Raw genomic sequence first — 17533 nt, 5'->3', positions numbered from 1 at the left:
CTTTATCGGATTAATCGGACACCACCTGTGAAGACATTCGCACCATCACACTTAAACACGTAATAATAAGGGCCAGGCTCCAGCTTACGTCCTTTATATTGGCCATCCCATTCGTTGCCGTAGCTGATGGACTCATATACCTTGTTACCAAGCTTATCATAAATGGTAAGCGGACACCCATTCACAAGAGCCACGTTCTTGACCGCCCAGACATCATTCTGTCCGTCACCGTTAGGCGTAAAGACCTTCGGCGCGCCAAGCGACTCCGTCACGACCACAAAGACATCGTCGGATGCGGAAGCACCCTGGTCATCTGTCACCGTAAAGGTGAACGTATATTCGCCCGGATGTACACCCGTAAGATCAAGCTCGGGAGTATTGTAGTTCTCCAACACCACGTCCGGGCCGGATGTTTTTACCCACATGTATTCCGTGATCGCGCCTTCCGCTACACTGCCAAAACCTACAAGCTTCACAACATCCACAGGCATGCTCACCACGGTATCAGCACCGGCAAAGGCCTCGGGACCTGTGCGCTCCGGCCCTACAATCAGTTCCATTTGAGCCGTTGCTGTTTCGCCGTCGTCGTCCGTTACCGTCAGCATAAACGTATATTCACCGGCAAGCAGGTTTGTTACCGTCAGCGTGGGAGTATCGGCATTGTTCAGCACAATCCCTTCACCCTCAGTCACTGTCCATTGATAGGAAACGATCTGTCCGTCGGGATCGGTGCCACTACCCTCTATCACCACCTGCGCAATCGGCAGGCGCACGCTGATGTCTTCGCCGACAGTGGCCTGCGGCGCCTGGTTTACCGTTTCAGGCAGGATGATGACCGTCACGTTGTCTGTAGCCTTGGCGTTTTTGTCGTCCTCTACAGTGAGCCGGAACTCATAGGTGCCCGCTGTCAGGTCCTCGAGGACAAAGTCAATTGGCGTAGGAGACGGCGCCGGCGGCGGATCCAGCGGCGACGGCGTTGAAATTATCTCCCAGGCATATTCTTTTACCGTACCGTCAGCGTCTGTACCAGCGCTATGCAGCGTTACAGTGTTATCGGGCAAATATTGGGTAACATCATCACCCGCATCAGCAATCGGTGGCAGATTGGCCGTCACGGTTCCTACAGTAACCGTTACATCATCGGTGTCCGTGGCACCATCGTTGTCCGTTACTGTCAAACGGAATGTATAGGTGCCCGCATCGAGGCCTTCTACGACGACAACATCGCCTTTACTCGGCACCTTCTCGGTAATGCTCACCGGCAGGCCTGTCAACTGAGACCAGAGAAAATTCACCACGTTGCCATCCGCATCGCTACCCGTACCGCTCAGCGTCACCGAAGTGGTCGGAAGCTTGATGGCCTGGTTTCCACCCGCATCGGCAACCGGCGACATATTGATTGCCTCTGGCAATACTGTCACCGTCACATCGTCAAATGCCGACAGTGAATTTTCATCCCGCACCGTCAAGCGGAATACATACGTGCCTTGCGCCAGCTCCGTTAGTTGCAGCGTAGGGGTTGTTGCATTCGCCAACGTCGCATTCGGCCCGCTGCGTTTGGTCCATAAATACGTCAGTGTCGTCTCGCCACTGGCGGTACCGGTTAACGTTACCGTATTCGTAGGTAAAGAGAGCTCCTGGTCGTTCCCCGCCGACACCACCGGCGGCTTCGGCGCATCCGCCATATGCACTGTCACCAGCACATCCGCAAAAGCACTGGCATTGGCATTGTCTGTCACCGTCAGGCGGAAGGTATAAACACCTGCCACGAGGCCTGTCATTGTCAGGTTCGGTTGATCCGTCGTCGTAAGCGTTATCGTAGAGGGCCCGCCCTGTTGGCTCCAGGCGTATTTTGTAATCGTACCGTCCGCATCGCTACCACTACCGTTCAAGGTAAGACCGTTGATCGGCAGCGTAATCTCACGGTTGCCGCCGGCATTGGCCACCGGCGCTTTGTTCACCACGGCAGACTGTACCGTCAGGCTCGCTTCGGCAAATGCCGTCGCACCATCGTCATCCGTTACCGTCAGCCTAAACTTATAAATGCCCGCTACCAATCCGCTGAACGTTGCGCTGGCTTTGTCCAGGTTCGAACCGATGGCGACCGGGCCGCTCACTTTCGTCCAGGCATATTTCACAATGGTGCCGTCCTCGTCGGAAGCAATACCTTTCAATACGATCGTATTGGTCGGCAGCGTAATAGCCGGATAGGTACCCGCATTGACGGTGGGCGGCTTATTGGCCGCCAGTGCCTTCACGATCACCTTAACGTCCGCAAAGGCCGAAGCATCCTCATTGTCTTTCACCGTGAGACGAAAGACATATTCACCCTCCGCCAGGGAACTGGCGGTTAATGTTTTGGTCGTAACGTTGGCCAGCTGCGCATCGGTTGGCCCGGACACCTGTATCCAGGAATACCCTGCGATCGTGCCGTCCTGGTCGACCGCCGACGCCGTCAAGGTCGTCGAGTTCGTCGGCAAGGTTAATGTCTGATTGGCCGGCATTGTAATGATCGGGATCTTGTTCGTCGATCCGTTGCTTTGATATTCCGTTGCCCCGATGTCGTATTTAAGACCGGACGGACGCGTCAGCATGAAATGATCAAAATTGACATTGTACGCCGACACATCGCGACCAGCATCGATCACCGGCGAATTGGACAACAAGTGGAAATCATAGTTCGTCGGATTGACAAACTTCACCGAAGCAATGTTGCGTACAAAGAAGAAGTTGGCAGAATCGTAGTCCATCCCAATCGAACAATTCGAGTAGAAGAACGAGTCTTTGCCTTTCGCACAGAAGTCCGCCTTTTCATAAATGTCGTATGTACCCGGATTGATGATGAGGTTATTATAGAACTTGCTGCCTTTGGCCACCTGGTTTTCATAGCGAATACCATCCAGCTTGGTGTTCATGACGGTATTGTTAATGAAGTTAAAGCCACGTCCTGGAATGGTCGATCCGATCCCGAAGTATACACCGTACGAGCCCGTCTCGGTAATGATATTATTAAAAATGATGTTGCCGCCCAAACCGAAGACTGCCATCCCCACACCAGTACCCTTGCGGATATAATTGTTGTAGCAAAGTCCGGAGGTACCGCCGCCAATAATGATACCGTTGTTCTGGTCGACCGAGAACGGATTGAGACCATAATTTTCGATCGAGTTATTATAAATCTCACATCCCTCTACCGCGCACGTTACCTGCAAGCCGTCGGCCGCGGTATTGCGGATAATGTTATTGTAGATCTTGATATTCTTGATGTCGTGCGGATATACTTTGCCGCAGGGCGACTTGTCAATGCCGCCATAGGCATAATACCCTACGTAATAGGCTTCGCCGTTCGTATCGTGAATGTAGTTGTCGTGCAGCTTGATGTTTTCCATCACGAAGTTGCCACGATGATACTGTGGGTTGTCGCACGTCGGGTCGATCTTGCACATGATCCCGGCATAACCCGAGTTGGCAATCTCGATGTGGTCTACTTCGAAATCACTGTCCGACATAAACATCGCCGTGTTCTTCGTCGAAACGGCAATTTTGAATCCATAGAAGAAATTCGGATCCCCCGTACCGGTCACGCGGAAATATTTACAGCGTGTAAAGCTCAACGAACCATCAACAAGCGGGTTGTTGATCACCACCTGCCCGCCGCAGTTAATGAACGTGATCGGTTTATCCGCCGTTCCCACGAAGTCCATAAACCGTATGTAACCGCGGTTACCCGCGCGAACGCACACCACGTCGCCCGGTTTCACCGGCTTGGGCATATCCATCGCCTTAATGTATTCGGTCTTCGCCTCAATCACGTGGTCGCAGTTACACGTCTGCGTTCCCGAAGGACGTACCTCTACCGTTACTTCGTCGGAGGCTGTAGCACCGCCATCATCCGTCACAGTGATGCGGAAAATATAGGTGCCTTGCACCAGGTCCGAAAGCGTAAGCGCCGAAGTCTCTGCACCCTCCAGCGTACCCGCAGTCGGGCCACTGACCTTCATCCACTCATAGCCTGCGATGGTACCATCGGGATCGTTCGCCGCCGCCGTCAGTACAGTACTGTTTACAGGCAGCGTAAGCGTCACGTTCGCACTGGCAGTTACCACCGGGGCGTTGTTGATGGTCGGTGGCGACACGATCAGGTCAACGTCGTCAAAGGCCGTCGCACCATCGTCGTCGGTCACCGTCACGCGGAAGCGGAACGTACCGGCCACCAGGTCGGTCACGCCAATCTGATTCGTCGTGGCACCGGTAAACGTAATGGCACCACCACTCACTTTTATCCATTGATAACTTTGAATCGTACCGTCGGGGTCGTTCGCTGTTGCCGTCAAAGCTACCGCGGCCTGTGGCAATATAACGTTCACGTTGTCGCCGGCACTTACAGTCGGCGGTTGGTTCACACCGTCGGCCTGTACCGTTAATGTCATCTCGTCTATAGCCGAGGCCCCCTTGTCGTCGGTCACTGTCAGACTGAAGACATACACACCCTCGACAAGGTTGTTGACTGTTGCATGTGCATTCGTAGCGTTGACCAGGTCAGCATCCGGGCCACTCACTTTCGTCCATTGATACGTCACAATGCCACCGTCAGGATCATTGCCACTCCCTATCAGGCTGCTGGTATTCGTCGGCAACACCACGGTTTTATCAGCCCCCGCCGATGCTATTGGCGTCTGGTTGACGGCGTCGAGTACCGTCACTTTTATTTCATCATATCCCTCTTCGCCTATATTATCGCGTGCTGTCAGTCGGAAAACATAGATACCGGCCACCAGGTCTTTTGCGGTGAGCTCAGGCGTAGTCTCATTTACGGGCGTCCAGGAGGGGCCACTGATCTTTGTCCACAGATAACCTTCGATCGTGCCATCGGTGTCCGTGGCAGCGCTGGGTATAACAACGGTGTTCTGTGGTAGCGTAATCGAAATATCAGCGCCCAATGTCACAACCGGTTTCTGGTTGACTTGCGCAGCATTCACGGTAATCTGCATCTCGTCTAAGCCGGTAGCACCTTTATCGTCCGTTGCCACCAGGCGATATACATAGACACCAGGCTGTGAGAGACCGCTCACCGTAATCTGCGGCAGCTGCGTATCAGAGATGGTAGATGATGGTCCAGATACCTGGCTCCAGAGATATTGACTGATCGTACCGTCGTCCGAGGCCGTACCGGTAACGATGGTGCTGCTCTGCGGCAGTGTAATGATCTGATCAGCGCCGGCGTTGACAACCGGAGGCGCGTTTACCGCCGCCGGGTTTACGACCAGCGACATCTGATCGGTGGCTATATTGCCCAGATTGTCCGTCGCCGTCAATGTAAATACATACGTACCGGCTACCAGCGCGCTCGCCGTGAGGCTTGCCGTGGTTGCATTCGCCAGGGTCGCCGCAGGGCCGGTGGTCTTGGTCCACGCATAGGTTATCGCCCCACCTTCCGGATCACTGGCTGTACCGGTAATAATGATCTGGTTCGTCGGCAACTGCAAAGTCTTGTCCACCCCTGCATTTACAATGGGTGGTGCGTTGGCCGCTCCTGTCTTCGAGAAGCCTAACATCCAGGTATAAATATCATGACCCGCGCTGCCATCATAAGTCCTGGTCCAGGAATCATGTCCCACACCGGGATACATTGTCAGCTTGGCTTGAGGATTCGCCACGGGGCTCGTACACTTGTTTACGGCCGCTACTATATTTATAGAACCGTATTTGTCTACCGTCTTATCGGCATCGCCGTGAAAAGCCCAGATAGGTACTTTCGCCAGCTGGCAGGGATCCTGCGCGTTTCCGTTACCGGCAATGGCCACCAGCGCGGCAATCTTGTCGGGATATTTAGCAGTATATTCCCAGGCAACGATACCGCCCATGCTTAATCCTGTCAGGTAAAAGCGATCTGTATCGATGCGGTACGTTTTCTTGACATACTCAACAAACTGATCGATGGTTGGCGCACCCCACCAATACAACGACTGAGGTGAGAGCACAACCATCGGAAAATGGCGTCCTTTTTTGATTTCCTTTCCCGGACCATTAACAACGGCTTTGTATAGCTCGGTCGTACCGTTACCGAGCTCGCCCTGACCGTGCAGAACAAGGAGTACAGGCCATTTCTTGGTGGCATCCGTGTCATAGCCCACGGGCAAATACTCGTAATAGCCGTATGGCGCCGTGGTGGTGCCTTTGCGCTTTTCAACTTGTACGCCCTGCCCCCATACACATGTAGTCAGGGTGGCTAAAAGGAAGAGGATAGTAATACCAGACAAAAGGGTATACCACCGGGTAGGGACAGAATTCGTAGAGGGGCGAATCATGTTAATTTGGTTGTGAAATGAATCTCCTGAAAGACAGCGCTCCGAGAGATTTCAGCATACCTACGCTTAAGACAAGCCGATGCCGGTCTTAAAGGTATAACTTTAATCTCCGTTGCACAATAAAATTCCTAATATAATCTTACGAAAGCCTTGGGCGACTGGCTTTATTGGGGTTGTTCGAAGCGTATGCAAATAGAAGTATATTCCGGCGTCTAAGGAACACTACATCGGTGAATGGCGCATATCAATCGCCAAAAGCGCACTTATTGGACACAGGTATAGTTAACAACCAATCAGCATCCGGCTTCGTTTTCCGAAGATTTTCTGCATTACCCAAATAAATACGGATGTTGTTACCATGACACCTATAAACTGGATCGACCAGTATAAGACGATCTCCCGGATTTCAATATGCAGCACGCGCTCTGTCAAGTAACGCAGGCCTATAACGAAGTAGAAGTGCACAAAGAATATCCCAAAGCTGATTTCCGCCAGGAAGCCGGTGATCTTAGGCACATGCGCATCCCAGCGCCACAACCAATAGATGAAGAACCAGCACAGCAGCATTTTCTGTACGTACATCATCTGATCATAGAGTGGAATTTTAAACAAACTTACGATCACGACCACCACTGTCAGCGCCGTCAGCAGCTGCCACCAGCGCTTCGAGAATTCCAGCAGCTCATTTTTGTAGTGGCTGCAGAACATGCCAAACACATATACCGACAGGAAATGAATAAACATACGCGGAATATTCTCCAGCTCTTTCCGCGGCACCAGTAATGAAACAATGACCAGCAAAATCAGTACCCAGTAGTAGCGGGGCCGGCGGTCGATCGCCAGTAACAACGGTGCGCACAGGTAAAACAGCGTGATCATAGGCACAAACCACAGCGGCAGCAAATGTGCCCCTGTGATGAGCAGCCAGAAGCATCGATGGACCACCGACCAGTGGGCGTAGTCCGGTTCGAGTTCTACCAGGTAGTCAGGCGCACCACTGTAAAGCCGCACCAGCAAGATTGGCAACGAGACGATCAAATAAGGCAGCAACACATTGGTGACTTTCTTTTCCAGATACGACTTGTATTCAAACCCCCTGGAAAGGTGCTGAAAAAGATAGCCTGCTATAAAAATGAAGAGAACAGTACCGTTTTGAAATACAGAATTGATAATTTGGTACCCGATCGATGACTTATCATGCCAACCATACAGGATATGCCCGCCAACCACGAAGATGATGGCAACACCACGGAAATTGTGAATGTAATTGAGATACGTTTTAGATTGAGCCATACTACATACTCCAGTAAAAGACAATAGACTAATAGACTTAGCAAAGTAAAAAATAATCTGATCTCACAACGACTTTACCCATAAAAAACAAAATGTTTTCTCTCGACGCGCTCTTTAACGTATCTGCTATCCGGAAAAGCCGGCTTACCTGGATTGACTTTGCCAAAGGGGCCGCCATCATCATGGTCGTTTTCCGGCACATCGTCATCGGCATCGAACGCAGTGAAATTCCGATTCACGAAGCGTATCGAACGATTGCAGATATCACCTACAGCTTCCGGATGCCGCTGTTCTTTATTCTCTCCGGCTTCTTCCTTCGGTCCAGCCTGTTAAAGCGCACCGCGGGCGAGTTCGTCCAAAGCAAGCTACGCACGTTGTTATACCCGTATCTCATCTGGACATTCATCCAGATCTCCGTACAGATCGTATTCTCCAACTACATCAATGCCGACCGTACCTGGCGCGACTATATCGCGGTCTTCATTAACCCGCGATCGATCGACCAGTTCTGGTTTATCTATGCCCTCTTTAACCTGGCCCTCGTCTATCTCTTGCTCTTCCACCTGACAAAAGGCAACAAGATCGCCCTCTTCGTTATTGGCATAGTTTTTTATTACATCAACCGCTTTATCGACATACATGTTATCGATGATATACTCGAAAACTTTATTTATATCGTCATCGGCGATCTCACATCGTCCTTTGTCTTAAATAAAGAAAACCGCAACAAAATCCTCTCCTACGCCTGGCTGCTGATATTCACTGCGTTGTTTATCGCCACACAGTATCTTTACCTGAACTTCGAAAATCTCGAGCCCTTTGTATATGCCATCATCGCCCTGGTCGGCAGCGTGCTCACGATTATGATCTCCTTTCACCTGGCCAATGTCGATTGGCTACTGTTCGTACGAGTAGCAGGCTTCCACTCGCTCTATATATACCTCATGCACGTGCTGGTCAGCGCGCCCATCCGCATCGTACTCTTTAAAGTATTCCACGTGACTAACGGCGGACTCATTGCCATCATCAGCACAACGCTGGGCTGCCTGGTGCCGATGATATTCTACAACCTCTGCCGGCGCTACAACATCACATTCCTGTTCTACCCGCCGGGTGGAAAGTTAAAAGAAGAGGGCTGATCAGACGATCAGCCCCGGAAAGGCTTGTAAAAGGAATGATGCGCCAGCGCCAGCATAGGCTTGTCGCCGCTGCTGTCGCCATAGGCGTAAATCGTATCGTATGCCGTCAGATCCAACGTCTCCCGTATACGACAAACTTTCTCCTCGCCATAACAATTTTTGGTAGCCAGTATGCCCGTGATCTTTTGGGCATCACGCTGCAACTGAGTGCCGATGATCTGCAGGTTCCGGGCTTTGCACCACGGCCCCACCCAATCTTCGGCAGACGCCGTGACGACGACAACATGATGGTTGTCATCCTGGTGCTTACGCAACGTCGTCGCGCCCTCCGGGCGCAGCAGCGTGGGAATCACCTGATCGGCAAATGCTTCGGCTTTGCTTCGGAAGGTGGCTTCATCCTCGCCCCCAAAGAAGTACCGTAACACACGCTCCTTGGCTTTCCAATTCGGAATAAGTCCCAGCTTCATGGCCACCAGCCATGGCGAGAGCAGTAAAAACCCAACATAGAATTTGGATGCTCCGTGGTAGAATTTGATAAACTCGAGAAATGTATCCTTTGTTGTCAGCGTGCCGTCCAGGTCGAACAGCACCAGTACCTTTTCGCCACTTGCAGACGCCATATCCTTATAGCTTAAGTTTTTTAAAGATGCTTTCGGGAATAAGCACGATAATGGTCATGATGTAACGCCATAAAGGCAGGTAATACACCACGTTGCGCTTCTTGCCGATCGCCTTGTATACATACGCCGCCAGCTTGTCGGGCAGGGCTGTAAGCGCCGGCGGTGTGTGCAGCCCCGCCACCATCTTGGTCTTAATAAACCCGGGCTTGAGCGTCATGACATGAACATTACGTTTAACAAGCCGGTTTCGCAACCCGGAAAGATACGCTGTAAAGCCGGCCTTGGCGCTGCCATACACGTAATTGCTTTGACGCCCGCGATCACCCGCCACCGAGCTTACGCCGACGATCACGCCATTGCCTTTGCGTTGGTAATCTTCGGCCACGACGTTCAGGATCGACACCGCGCCCACGTAGTTGGATTCGATAATCTTTCGGCTCTCGGCAAAGTCTTGCTGCGCTTTCTCCTGGTCACCCAGATAGCCAAACACACAGACCGTGACATCGGCTGCCTGCGGCAGCCCGGCGTAAAACGCCGCGTGGGTATCATATGCGACAGCGTCAAACGACTGCACATAGACCGACACACCGGTATAACGAATGCGCAAGTCGGCGGCAATAGTTTCCAGGTAAGGAATATCGCGGCCTGCCAGGGTGACGGTAGCGTTCTGCTTCGCAAATACTTTGGCCAGCGCCACTCCTACGTCGGAGCCGGCGCCTAAGATCAATACACTTTTCATAGTGGTTTCCGATCGTCCTATAGAGACAAACCGAATAGCGACATTAAATTATGACGATAGATGATACTAAAGAAGGATACGATCCAGCCCAGCAGTGTGATTTGCAAGAACCGGTCGGTGTACAGAATCCTGGTCGGCGAGCCGCTCTTATTCTCCACCACGGTGATCTGCATATACCGCATCAGCCCCGCAATCACAAAGATGGCAGTAGCATACAGATAATGCGTTTTTAACCGGTCTGTGACTTCATCTGAGATCGTGTACATAATGTAACACACCAGGATAACCGACATCAGCATCGTAAGCCCCCCGTTGACAAAATCCATATTGTACTTGGCACTCGCCTTCCGCATCACCTTGCCCGACTCCTGCGCCAGCAAAATATCGTCGCGCCGTTTGGCCAGCGCCAGGAAGACCGCCAGCAGGAATACCATCAACATCAACCATTCGGAAATCCGCACCTGGGCGATCACGCCACCCGCCACCGTGCGCAACAGAAAGCCACTGGCGACGATCAGGATGTCGAGGATGGAGATGTGCTTCAACCCTAGGGAATACCCCAGGTTCAGCACGTAATAGATAAGTGTCACATACAAAAACCGGATGTCGATGGAGTAGGCCAGGAACAAGCCCGACGCGAGCGTGATCACCATGATGACCAACCCCGTAGTCTTACTGATTTCCCCCGAGGCCAGCGGACGTTTCGATTTCGTCGGGTGTTGCCGGTCGGCCTCGATGTCGTTGTAGTCGTTCAGGATATAAATGGACGACGCTACCAGGCTGAAGGCCAGAAAGCCATACGCAACCGATAAGAGCTGGGGAATGTTTAACAAGTCCCCCGCAAAGAAAAGTGGAAAGAACAAAAATGAATTTTTAATCCATTGATGCGCTCGCACAAGACGCAGATATTTCATGATTAAAAGCCTCTACAGTTTTTTTCAACCCACAATATAAAATCAAAGATTAACACTTACCCGCTCCTTGCCAGTTATTTTTTAGTTACTAATTTTAACCCTTACGCAAAAGCAGATCACTCCGCCAAATGAACAACCTCCTGAACCCTTCGGATCGAAAAATTTCGATTGCAGAGATCATTGTAATTGTGGGTTTTTCCCTGTTTCCCCTCTTCTTCCAGTACCCGTACCGCGTGAACATCTTCCTCTCCTGGGAAGGGGCTTATCGCTTGTACCTCGGGCAAGTGCCGTACAAAGATTTTGGTCTGCCCATGGGGTTCGCCTATTGGGTTATTCCCGCTGTCTTCTTTAAAATATTGGGCCCATACATGTTCTCACTTGTAAAAGCGCAAGTGTTCATCAACCTGGTGGCGGGCTTTTCGTTCCGGTCCTTGCTTAAACAGTTCGATCTGCTCAGCGGCCAGCGTTTCCTCAGCGTACTGCTGTTCTGCCTCTCCTACTCGTTCTTTAACTTCTGGCCGTGGTACAACCATTCCGTCTTTGTCTATGAGCTGGTAGGGCTGCTTTTCGTCACCAGGAGTATCTTTTCTGAGAACCGTCGGTGGAGCTTTGCTTTTGCATTCCTCGGCGGCTTCTTTGTATTCGTGTCATTCTTTACCAAGCAAGACGGCGGCGCACTGGCCTTGTTGCTCGCGTTGGCCATCCTCGGCTACCAGGCCATTGCCCAGCGCAAGTTTGCTCCTATCATCCTCTTTATCGCAGGCTTTGCCGTGACCGCCATGGCGCTTATTCTGCCCTTCCTGTCACACGGTATCGGCTACTGGTTTAATTACGGTCAACCCCCGCACTACTCCCGCGTCAGCATGCACGACATGATCGACGAGATCTTCGGTGCGTCCCAATGGGCAAAGTTCTACCTCGTACTGATCCTGCTCGTAGGCTTCGTGAAGACCGATAGCTTCCGCAACATAAAGGGCTTCTTCCAGGACTCCAAAGCATTTACATTCTTTCTGCTTACCTGCGGCATCCTCGTCCAGGCACTGATCATACAGGTAACTAGCTATACGCCGCCCGACAACAACATCTATTTCCACAGCTTTGCCTTTGCGTATCTCATTACACTTGTTCCCGCATCGTTCAACCTAAACCGGCTGGTGCCGCTGGGGCTGACCGTGGTGATGATCTTCTTCTGGTGGTCCGGTACGTATTACAAATACGTACAACGCATCGTAGACCGTGTATTCCCGCGCACAGCAGAAGCAACCGATCGTAACATCGTGTCGCGCCATAACTTTATGGTGAACACCGACAGCACCACCATCGACGTAGATATGTCAGAATGGAAATCATCAGGACTGAAAGCATTCTCAGGTGTATACATGCCGGTCTCTACGATCGATGGCATTAACCGCCTGCTGGAACGCCCCGAGATCAAAGACAAAGAAAAACCGCTGGTCCTCAACATGACCGAGCTGACGCCACTGGCGCACGAAATCGGCTATGAATTGGAAACGCCGCGGCCCCTCTGGTACCATCGGAATGTCGCCATGTTTGACAGAGAAGTAAACCTGTTTTGCGACCTCATTGGCAAGCAATATTATGACGTCGTTCTCTTCGAAGACGTAGCGATGCTTAACAACTTCTACCCCTATGCGGTACAAGATTGCCTGAAAGAGCACTACGATCGTGTGGACACATTCCTGGCGCCCAGAAGACCGACAAATGCTACCATTGAGGTGTACGTCCGGAAAAAAACTTCCACAGAAGCAACAACAGTAGTTACTCCGGGCACTACAGAAAACCAAAGCGAACAATAAATCCACACTTAATAAGTGTACAAAAGTCCACAATAAAAAAACCACCGGGATATCCGGTGGTTTTTTATTGACTTGCCTTCTCACTCCTCCTGTTCCCGGCAAAGAGCGTATTTGCCAGCGAGCGGAAAGTGATCCGAGTAAGGCACGTCCTGGCGCGTCTCAAAGTCGACCACGTCCAGGCCGGGAGAAAAGAATTGGTTATCGATGCGCAGAAATTGCAGTGTATTGCCATTATACGAGAACCCAAACCCCTTACCCTTCTCTTCAAACGAGTTCTTCAGTTTCTTACGGAGCGAGTGGTAGGTATACGAATACGGCAGCTCATTGAAGTCACCCGCACAAACAACCGGGTAAGACGACGTATCGATCACGGCCAGTACTTCTTCCACTTGTTTGCTGCGCTCGAACACACCATCTTTTAATTTATGCAGGATCACCTTCACGCGGTGTTTTTGCGCATCGCGATTGTTCGTATAGAGCGGGTTGTCTTTTTTCATCCGCATGGACTCCAGGTGTACATTGATCACCCGTACCGTATCAGGGCCTATTTTAATATCCGTGTAGATAACACGATTAAACCCATTGTCACTTACCAGAATATTCCCCTTGTTTACAATAGGAAAACGTGATACTGTGAGCAACCCCACGGCATCGCCGTTGGCACCGGCATTCTTGGAAAAGAAGTAGTAATACCCTTTTTTCTGAATGGCCTCGATCGTCTTGAAATAGGAATTGTGGGTGTGGTCAAAAAACTCCTGGTAGCACTGCACATCGTAGTCGTTTTCCAGGATCCATTTGCGCAGTTTGTAGGTGGCACTGTCCTTGTCTTCCTTGATCGTGAAGGTATGCATGTTGGCATGCTCGGGCTTTTTCAGACCACTCACATTATAGCTAAGCAACGAAAAGGCTGCTGTGGTATCTTGCGAGCACGTGGTCTCGGACCGGTACAGGCGCTTGACACCATATGTTTCGGTGACGAACTGCAGGTTGAACAGCAACGGCAGTAAATAGAAGATCGCAGAGGCCCGCCGCAGGATGGCGTACAGCAGAAACAACGCGATGTTAACCGCGAACACCACCGGTATGGCAAACGTACAAAGCCACAGGTTGAACTTCTCCGTGGGTGGGATCTTTACGCTGTAGTAAATAAACGCAAAAATGATCGCGACAACGAAATTGATATACTTCACAACCTATGATTTTAAAAGGCGGTAGCGCTGCATGATTTTTTCTTTAAGCTGCTTCGGCCAGTCCTTGTTCATGCAGGGCTTCTCAATGGCCAGGAAAAACACCACACTTACCGCAAACAGCAACACCAGGAATACGGGAAGCTGTACCAAAAGGTTTACGATATAGTGATTTGTCACGGGGAATTTTCCGGCCAATTTCCCAAAGCCTTCTGCCATCGGCAGGTGAATGAGGTAAATTGTATAACACATGCCACCGATGGCTACAATCCAACGGTTGCGGAAGGCTTGAATAACGTACACGGACCGGAACGCCCCGTAAAACAGGAAGAATAAAATGACGGGGTACGCCAGGCGACTAGCGATATCGTGGTCGGTAAATACAAAGAGACCCAGGATACACAGCACGGAGATGACGTCCAGTAACAGCGTGGGGCTTCTTCCTACTTTCCAGTCGAGCAGGTAGATGTCGGCCAGTACAAAGCCTATGATGAAATAATGCAGGTGTCCCAAAATAAAAAACGACCAGGGATAATCCCACCATCCGAAATATTGCTGTATACACACCAGGGCAATGATGAATGCGATGAGCGTACAACGGCGGATCCACCGGTCGCGTATGCTGAAAAACGCCATGGCCAGGAAGGGGGCCATGAGGTAAAACTGTACTTCTACTTCGAGCGTCCAGGCTACCGGGTTGATTTTGGACCAGCGCAGATACGCGATGTTGTGCGTGTAGGTCAGGCTGTGAAGGTAGCGTGGGAACAGGTCCGCCCACGGCACGTGCTGGAGGAGCAGCACGATGAAAAAGATGGTCATGGCGATGATGTACGGCGGCTCGAGGCGTGTCAGGCGGCGTACGAAATAGTCGCCCAGGCGCACCTTCTTTGTGCCAAGCAGATTATGCGAAGCAAATGGCAAACACAGGATGAACCCGCTAATGACAAAGAACACGTAGATGCCTACATAGCCGCGCGACATCCAGAAGAAAAACGGGTCCTGGTCGAGCGCCGGCTCGAACGCAACGGTGGCATGCCTTTCCACACGCTGACTTACATGGTTTATCACTACGGGCAAAATGGCCAGAAACCGAAAACCGTCGATTTCGGAAATGAACTTACCACCGGAAGTGACACGTGACAAACGGTCAGGGAGGGTACGCCAGAAAGAAAACATTTACAAGATTAAAGTGAAGCCAAACTAAAAAACCACGACAGAATCAATTACGCAAGATAGTAGTATAATTTTAACGAGTAAAACCAATAGATTTACCTTTTAATCATTTGAATGAAAAAAAACGTACTCGTCTGGCTGTCGTTCCTGCTGGTCACCCTGTTGCTTCGCGCGTATTCGTTCTTTTATTCCGTAATCGATTGGGATGAAACCCTCTATTTGCTTATTGCTGACGCCTGGAGCCATGGCTCCATTCCATACGTGGAAATCTGGGATCAGAAGCCTCCCGGCGTGTACCTGTGTTTCCTCCTGGGCAAAATCTTCGGCGCAGGCGACTTGCTGCTCGGCATTCGCATACTGTGCGTGCTGGCCGTCACCTTTGTCGCCTATTTCCTCTACCGCATCTGTCAACGGCTGGCCCCCGCCAGTGGCACATTTGCGTACGCACCCGGCCTGCTGTACATTGTCTTTACGCTTGTCAATCAAGGACTGGCCGCCAACACCGAAATCTTTTTCATCCCCTTTGTTACCGCCGGCGTGTGGTGTATTGTCGCCTGTGTCGATGTCACCACGGGCACCTGGCGCTCGCGTCCATGGCTGCTAATTACCGGCGGCGTGTTACTGGGCTTTGCTTTTCAGATCAAATACCTGGTGGCCTTTGACCTCCTGGCCATCGCATTCGGCATCGCGGTCTTTCAATTTCTAATAGCACCGCTCGCTACAGCACTGCGCAATACACTCCGCGTCGGCGCCCTCCTCCTGCTGGGCTTTGTGTTACCAAACGCCGCAATACTCTACTACTTCCACGCACAAGGGCACTTACAAGACTTGATTACGGCCACCCTCAGCGCAAACGTTCAACACCGCACCCACGGCGACGTCTCGATCGTAAAGACTGCCGGCAAGTTCTACCTGCAATTCCGTGACCAATTCATACTGTGGGGCTCCGCTGTGGCCGCGCTCTTTTGGATCGCGCGCGGTACACGTTCAAACGCACAAAAGTGGACAGTGCTCGTGCTTTGGGCATGGCTGCTACTGGACGTTATCAGCATCTCCCTTACCAAAAAATTCTATGCACACTATTTTTTACAAGCGCTGCCGCCCCTTTGTATCATCTTTTTTGTAGTCTGGGCGCCGCTTTACAGCAACCTGCAAAAAGCATCACGGGTCATTGCCGTGGCCTGCCTGACGCTATTTGTCATGCTGACAACGGTACTGCCAGTGGTCGAAGAAACCGTCATGACACTCTATTTTCGCAAGGTAGAGGGAAATGCCTATTGGAATGACGCTTCGGCTGAAATTGCCGCACTGGTAAAGCAAGACCTGCAAGCGGGAGATTATATCTTTGTAGCGGGAGCGCAGCCGGTGATCTATTATTTAACCGGCGCTCGTATTCCGACGCGGTTCCCATACCCGCCGTTCTTTCTGGATGATCACTTCCGGCATGTGTCCGGTATCGATCCTGTCAACGAGATCCGCAGTATACTCGATAAAAAGCCGCGGTATATAATCAGTCGTAAACTACCCAACAACGCGTTCTACAATCTGCTGGAACCGCACCTGGTGCGGGAGTATGATGAGGTGAGAACTGTCGATGGCAGAACCGTCTTTCGCAGGAAAGACAGTTCTGCCGTCCCAGGTAATAAGCCTTAATTCAGGGCTTCTTCCAGACGCATACCGATCAGCTCTTCCAGTTGAAACTTGATTTGCTTCATGTCGTTCTCCGCCATGATCTCCTTCAACTTCTTGGCATTGCGGTAGTCTTGCGCATTGTTATATTTTTCCAGCGAGATCTCGCCATTCTTGAACTTCTGTTCGTCGATGCGAAAAACGCCGTCTGCATCGTCGCTGGCAGACTTCTCGATCTTATAGATTTCCAACAGCGAATTGTATTGGGTATACAAGCCCAGCACGGTCCGGCGGATATATAGTTTCTGTTTGTTGATATCGAGCTCGCGTATGCGGTACGCTTCTTTCGCTTTTCTGGTCTCGTTGGGAATGCTGATGAACTTGCCCAGGGGTACGTTCACACCCACGTTGTAACGGGGCCAGAAGTTGGCCGTACCACCCGCCTTGTCAGGATTGATCGTGAACTCGTTCAAGTTACCCTGAGCGTAGATCTGGTTCAGCCAGGACCAGCGCTGAATACGAACTTCCGCTTCCGCTGCCTGAAGCTCATGCCACAGCGCTTCGTTCTCCGGATAATTGCGCCATGCAATTTGTACCAGGCGCTCTTCTGCATTCAAATTCGCTCCCGAGCCCGGAACAATGATCTTATTATAATCCACCGTACTTTGTGCGTGGCACAAAGCACCGGCCTGTGCTATCATTATCCCCGCGATT

At 51.3% G+C, this 17533-nt stretch carries 11 protein-coding genes; 3 read left to right on the top strand and 8 right to left on the bottom strand.

All coding sequences use genetic code 11. From position 1 onward, the window contains the following. Nucleotides 1-2 precede the first annotated feature (2 nt). On the bottom strand, nt 3-6308 hold the full coding sequence (locus tag K7P01_RS19600) for an alpha/beta fold hydrolase (protein WP_267296204.1): 6306 nt from the start codon (nt 6306-6308) through the stop codon (nt 3-5). Between the two features lie 282 nt (nt 6309-6590). Continuing rightward, complete coding sequence (locus K7P01_RS19595) at nt 6591-7601, bottom strand: acyltransferase family protein (RefSeq protein WP_267296202.1); 1011 nt, start codon at nt 7599-7601, stop codon at nt 6591-6593. A 92-nt stretch (nt 7602-7693) separates the two neighbouring features. Here K7P01_RS19595 and K7P01_RS19590 point away from each other — a divergent pair, with 92 nt between their 5' ends. Beyond that, a complete protein-coding gene (locus K7P01_RS19590; protein ID WP_267296200.1) occupies nt 7694-8740 on the top strand; it encodes an acyltransferase family protein in 1047 nt (348 codons plus the stop codon). An 8-nt stretch (nt 8741-8748) separates the two neighbouring features. Here the strand turns inward: K7P01_RS19590 and K7P01_RS19585 are convergent, their stop codons facing one another. Genes K7P01_RS19585 through K7P01_RS19575 form a run of 3 tightly spaced genes read right to left on the bottom strand, consistent with a single transcriptional unit; the run spans nt 8749 to nt 11013 of the window. After that, nucleotides 8749-9360 (bottom strand): HAD-IB family hydrolase, encoded by a 612-nt coding sequence (locus K7P01_RS19585; RefSeq protein WP_267296197.1) that lies wholly within the window; start codon nt 9358-9360, stop codon nt 8749-8751. A gap of 4 nt (nt 9361-9364) precedes the next feature. Continuing rightward, a complete protein-coding gene (locus K7P01_RS19580; RefSeq protein WP_267296195.1) occupies nt 9365-10099 on the bottom strand; it encodes an SDR family oxidoreductase in 735 nt (244 codons plus the stop codon). A 17-nt stretch (nt 10100-10116) separates the two neighbouring features. Beyond that, nucleotides 10117-11013, bottom strand: a complete 897-nt coding sequence (locus K7P01_RS19575; protein WP_267296193.1) for a UbiA prenyltransferase family protein — start codon at nt 11011-11013, stop codon at nt 10117-10119. A 128-nt stretch (nt 11014-11141) separates the two neighbouring features. On the opposite strand from K7P01_RS19575, the gene K7P01_RS19570 reads away from it, so the two are divergent. Then, entirely contained in the window at nt 11142-12830 is a 1689-nt protein-coding gene (locus K7P01_RS19570; RefSeq protein WP_267296191.1) for a hypothetical protein, read from the top strand. An 80-nt stretch (nt 12831-12910) separates the two neighbouring features. Here K7P01_RS19570 and K7P01_RS19565 read toward each other — a convergent pair whose 3' ends face one another. Continuing rightward, nucleotides 12911-14020, bottom strand: coding sequence for an endonuclease/exonuclease/phosphatase family protein (locus K7P01_RS19565; RefSeq protein ID WP_267296189.1), 1110 nt, complete (start codon nt 14018-14020; stop codon nt 12911-12913). Nucleotides 14021-14023: 3 nt separating this feature from the next. Next, entirely contained in the window at nt 14024-15193 is a 1170-nt protein-coding gene (locus K7P01_RS19560; protein WP_267296187.1) for an acyltransferase family protein, read from the bottom strand. Between the two features lie 111 nt (nt 15194-15304). Between K7P01_RS19560 and K7P01_RS19555 the strand changes: the two genes are divergently transcribed. Beyond that, nucleotides 15305-16843, top strand: a complete 1539-nt coding sequence (locus tag K7P01_RS19555) for an ArnT family glycosyltransferase (protein WP_267296185.1) — start codon at nt 15305-15307, stop codon at nt 16841-16843. Here the strand turns inward: K7P01_RS19555 and K7P01_RS19550 are convergent. Further along, nucleotides 16840-17520 (bottom strand): TolC family protein, encoded by a 681-nt coding sequence (locus K7P01_RS19550; RefSeq protein ID WP_267296183.1) that lies wholly within the window; start codon nt 17518-17520, stop codon nt 16840-16842. The genes K7P01_RS19555 and K7P01_RS19550 overlap by 4 nt on opposite strands. Nucleotides 17521-17533 lie beyond the last annotated feature (13 nt).

Source organism: Parachryseolinea silvisoli (assembly GCF_021190955.1).
Lineage (GTDB): Bacteria > Bacteroidota > Bacteroidia > Cytophagales > Cyclobacteriaceae > Ohtaekwangia > Ohtaekwangia silvisoli.
The sequence above is the reverse complement of the archived record's forward strand: the minus strand, read 5'-3'. Positions and strand labels throughout refer to the sequence as shown.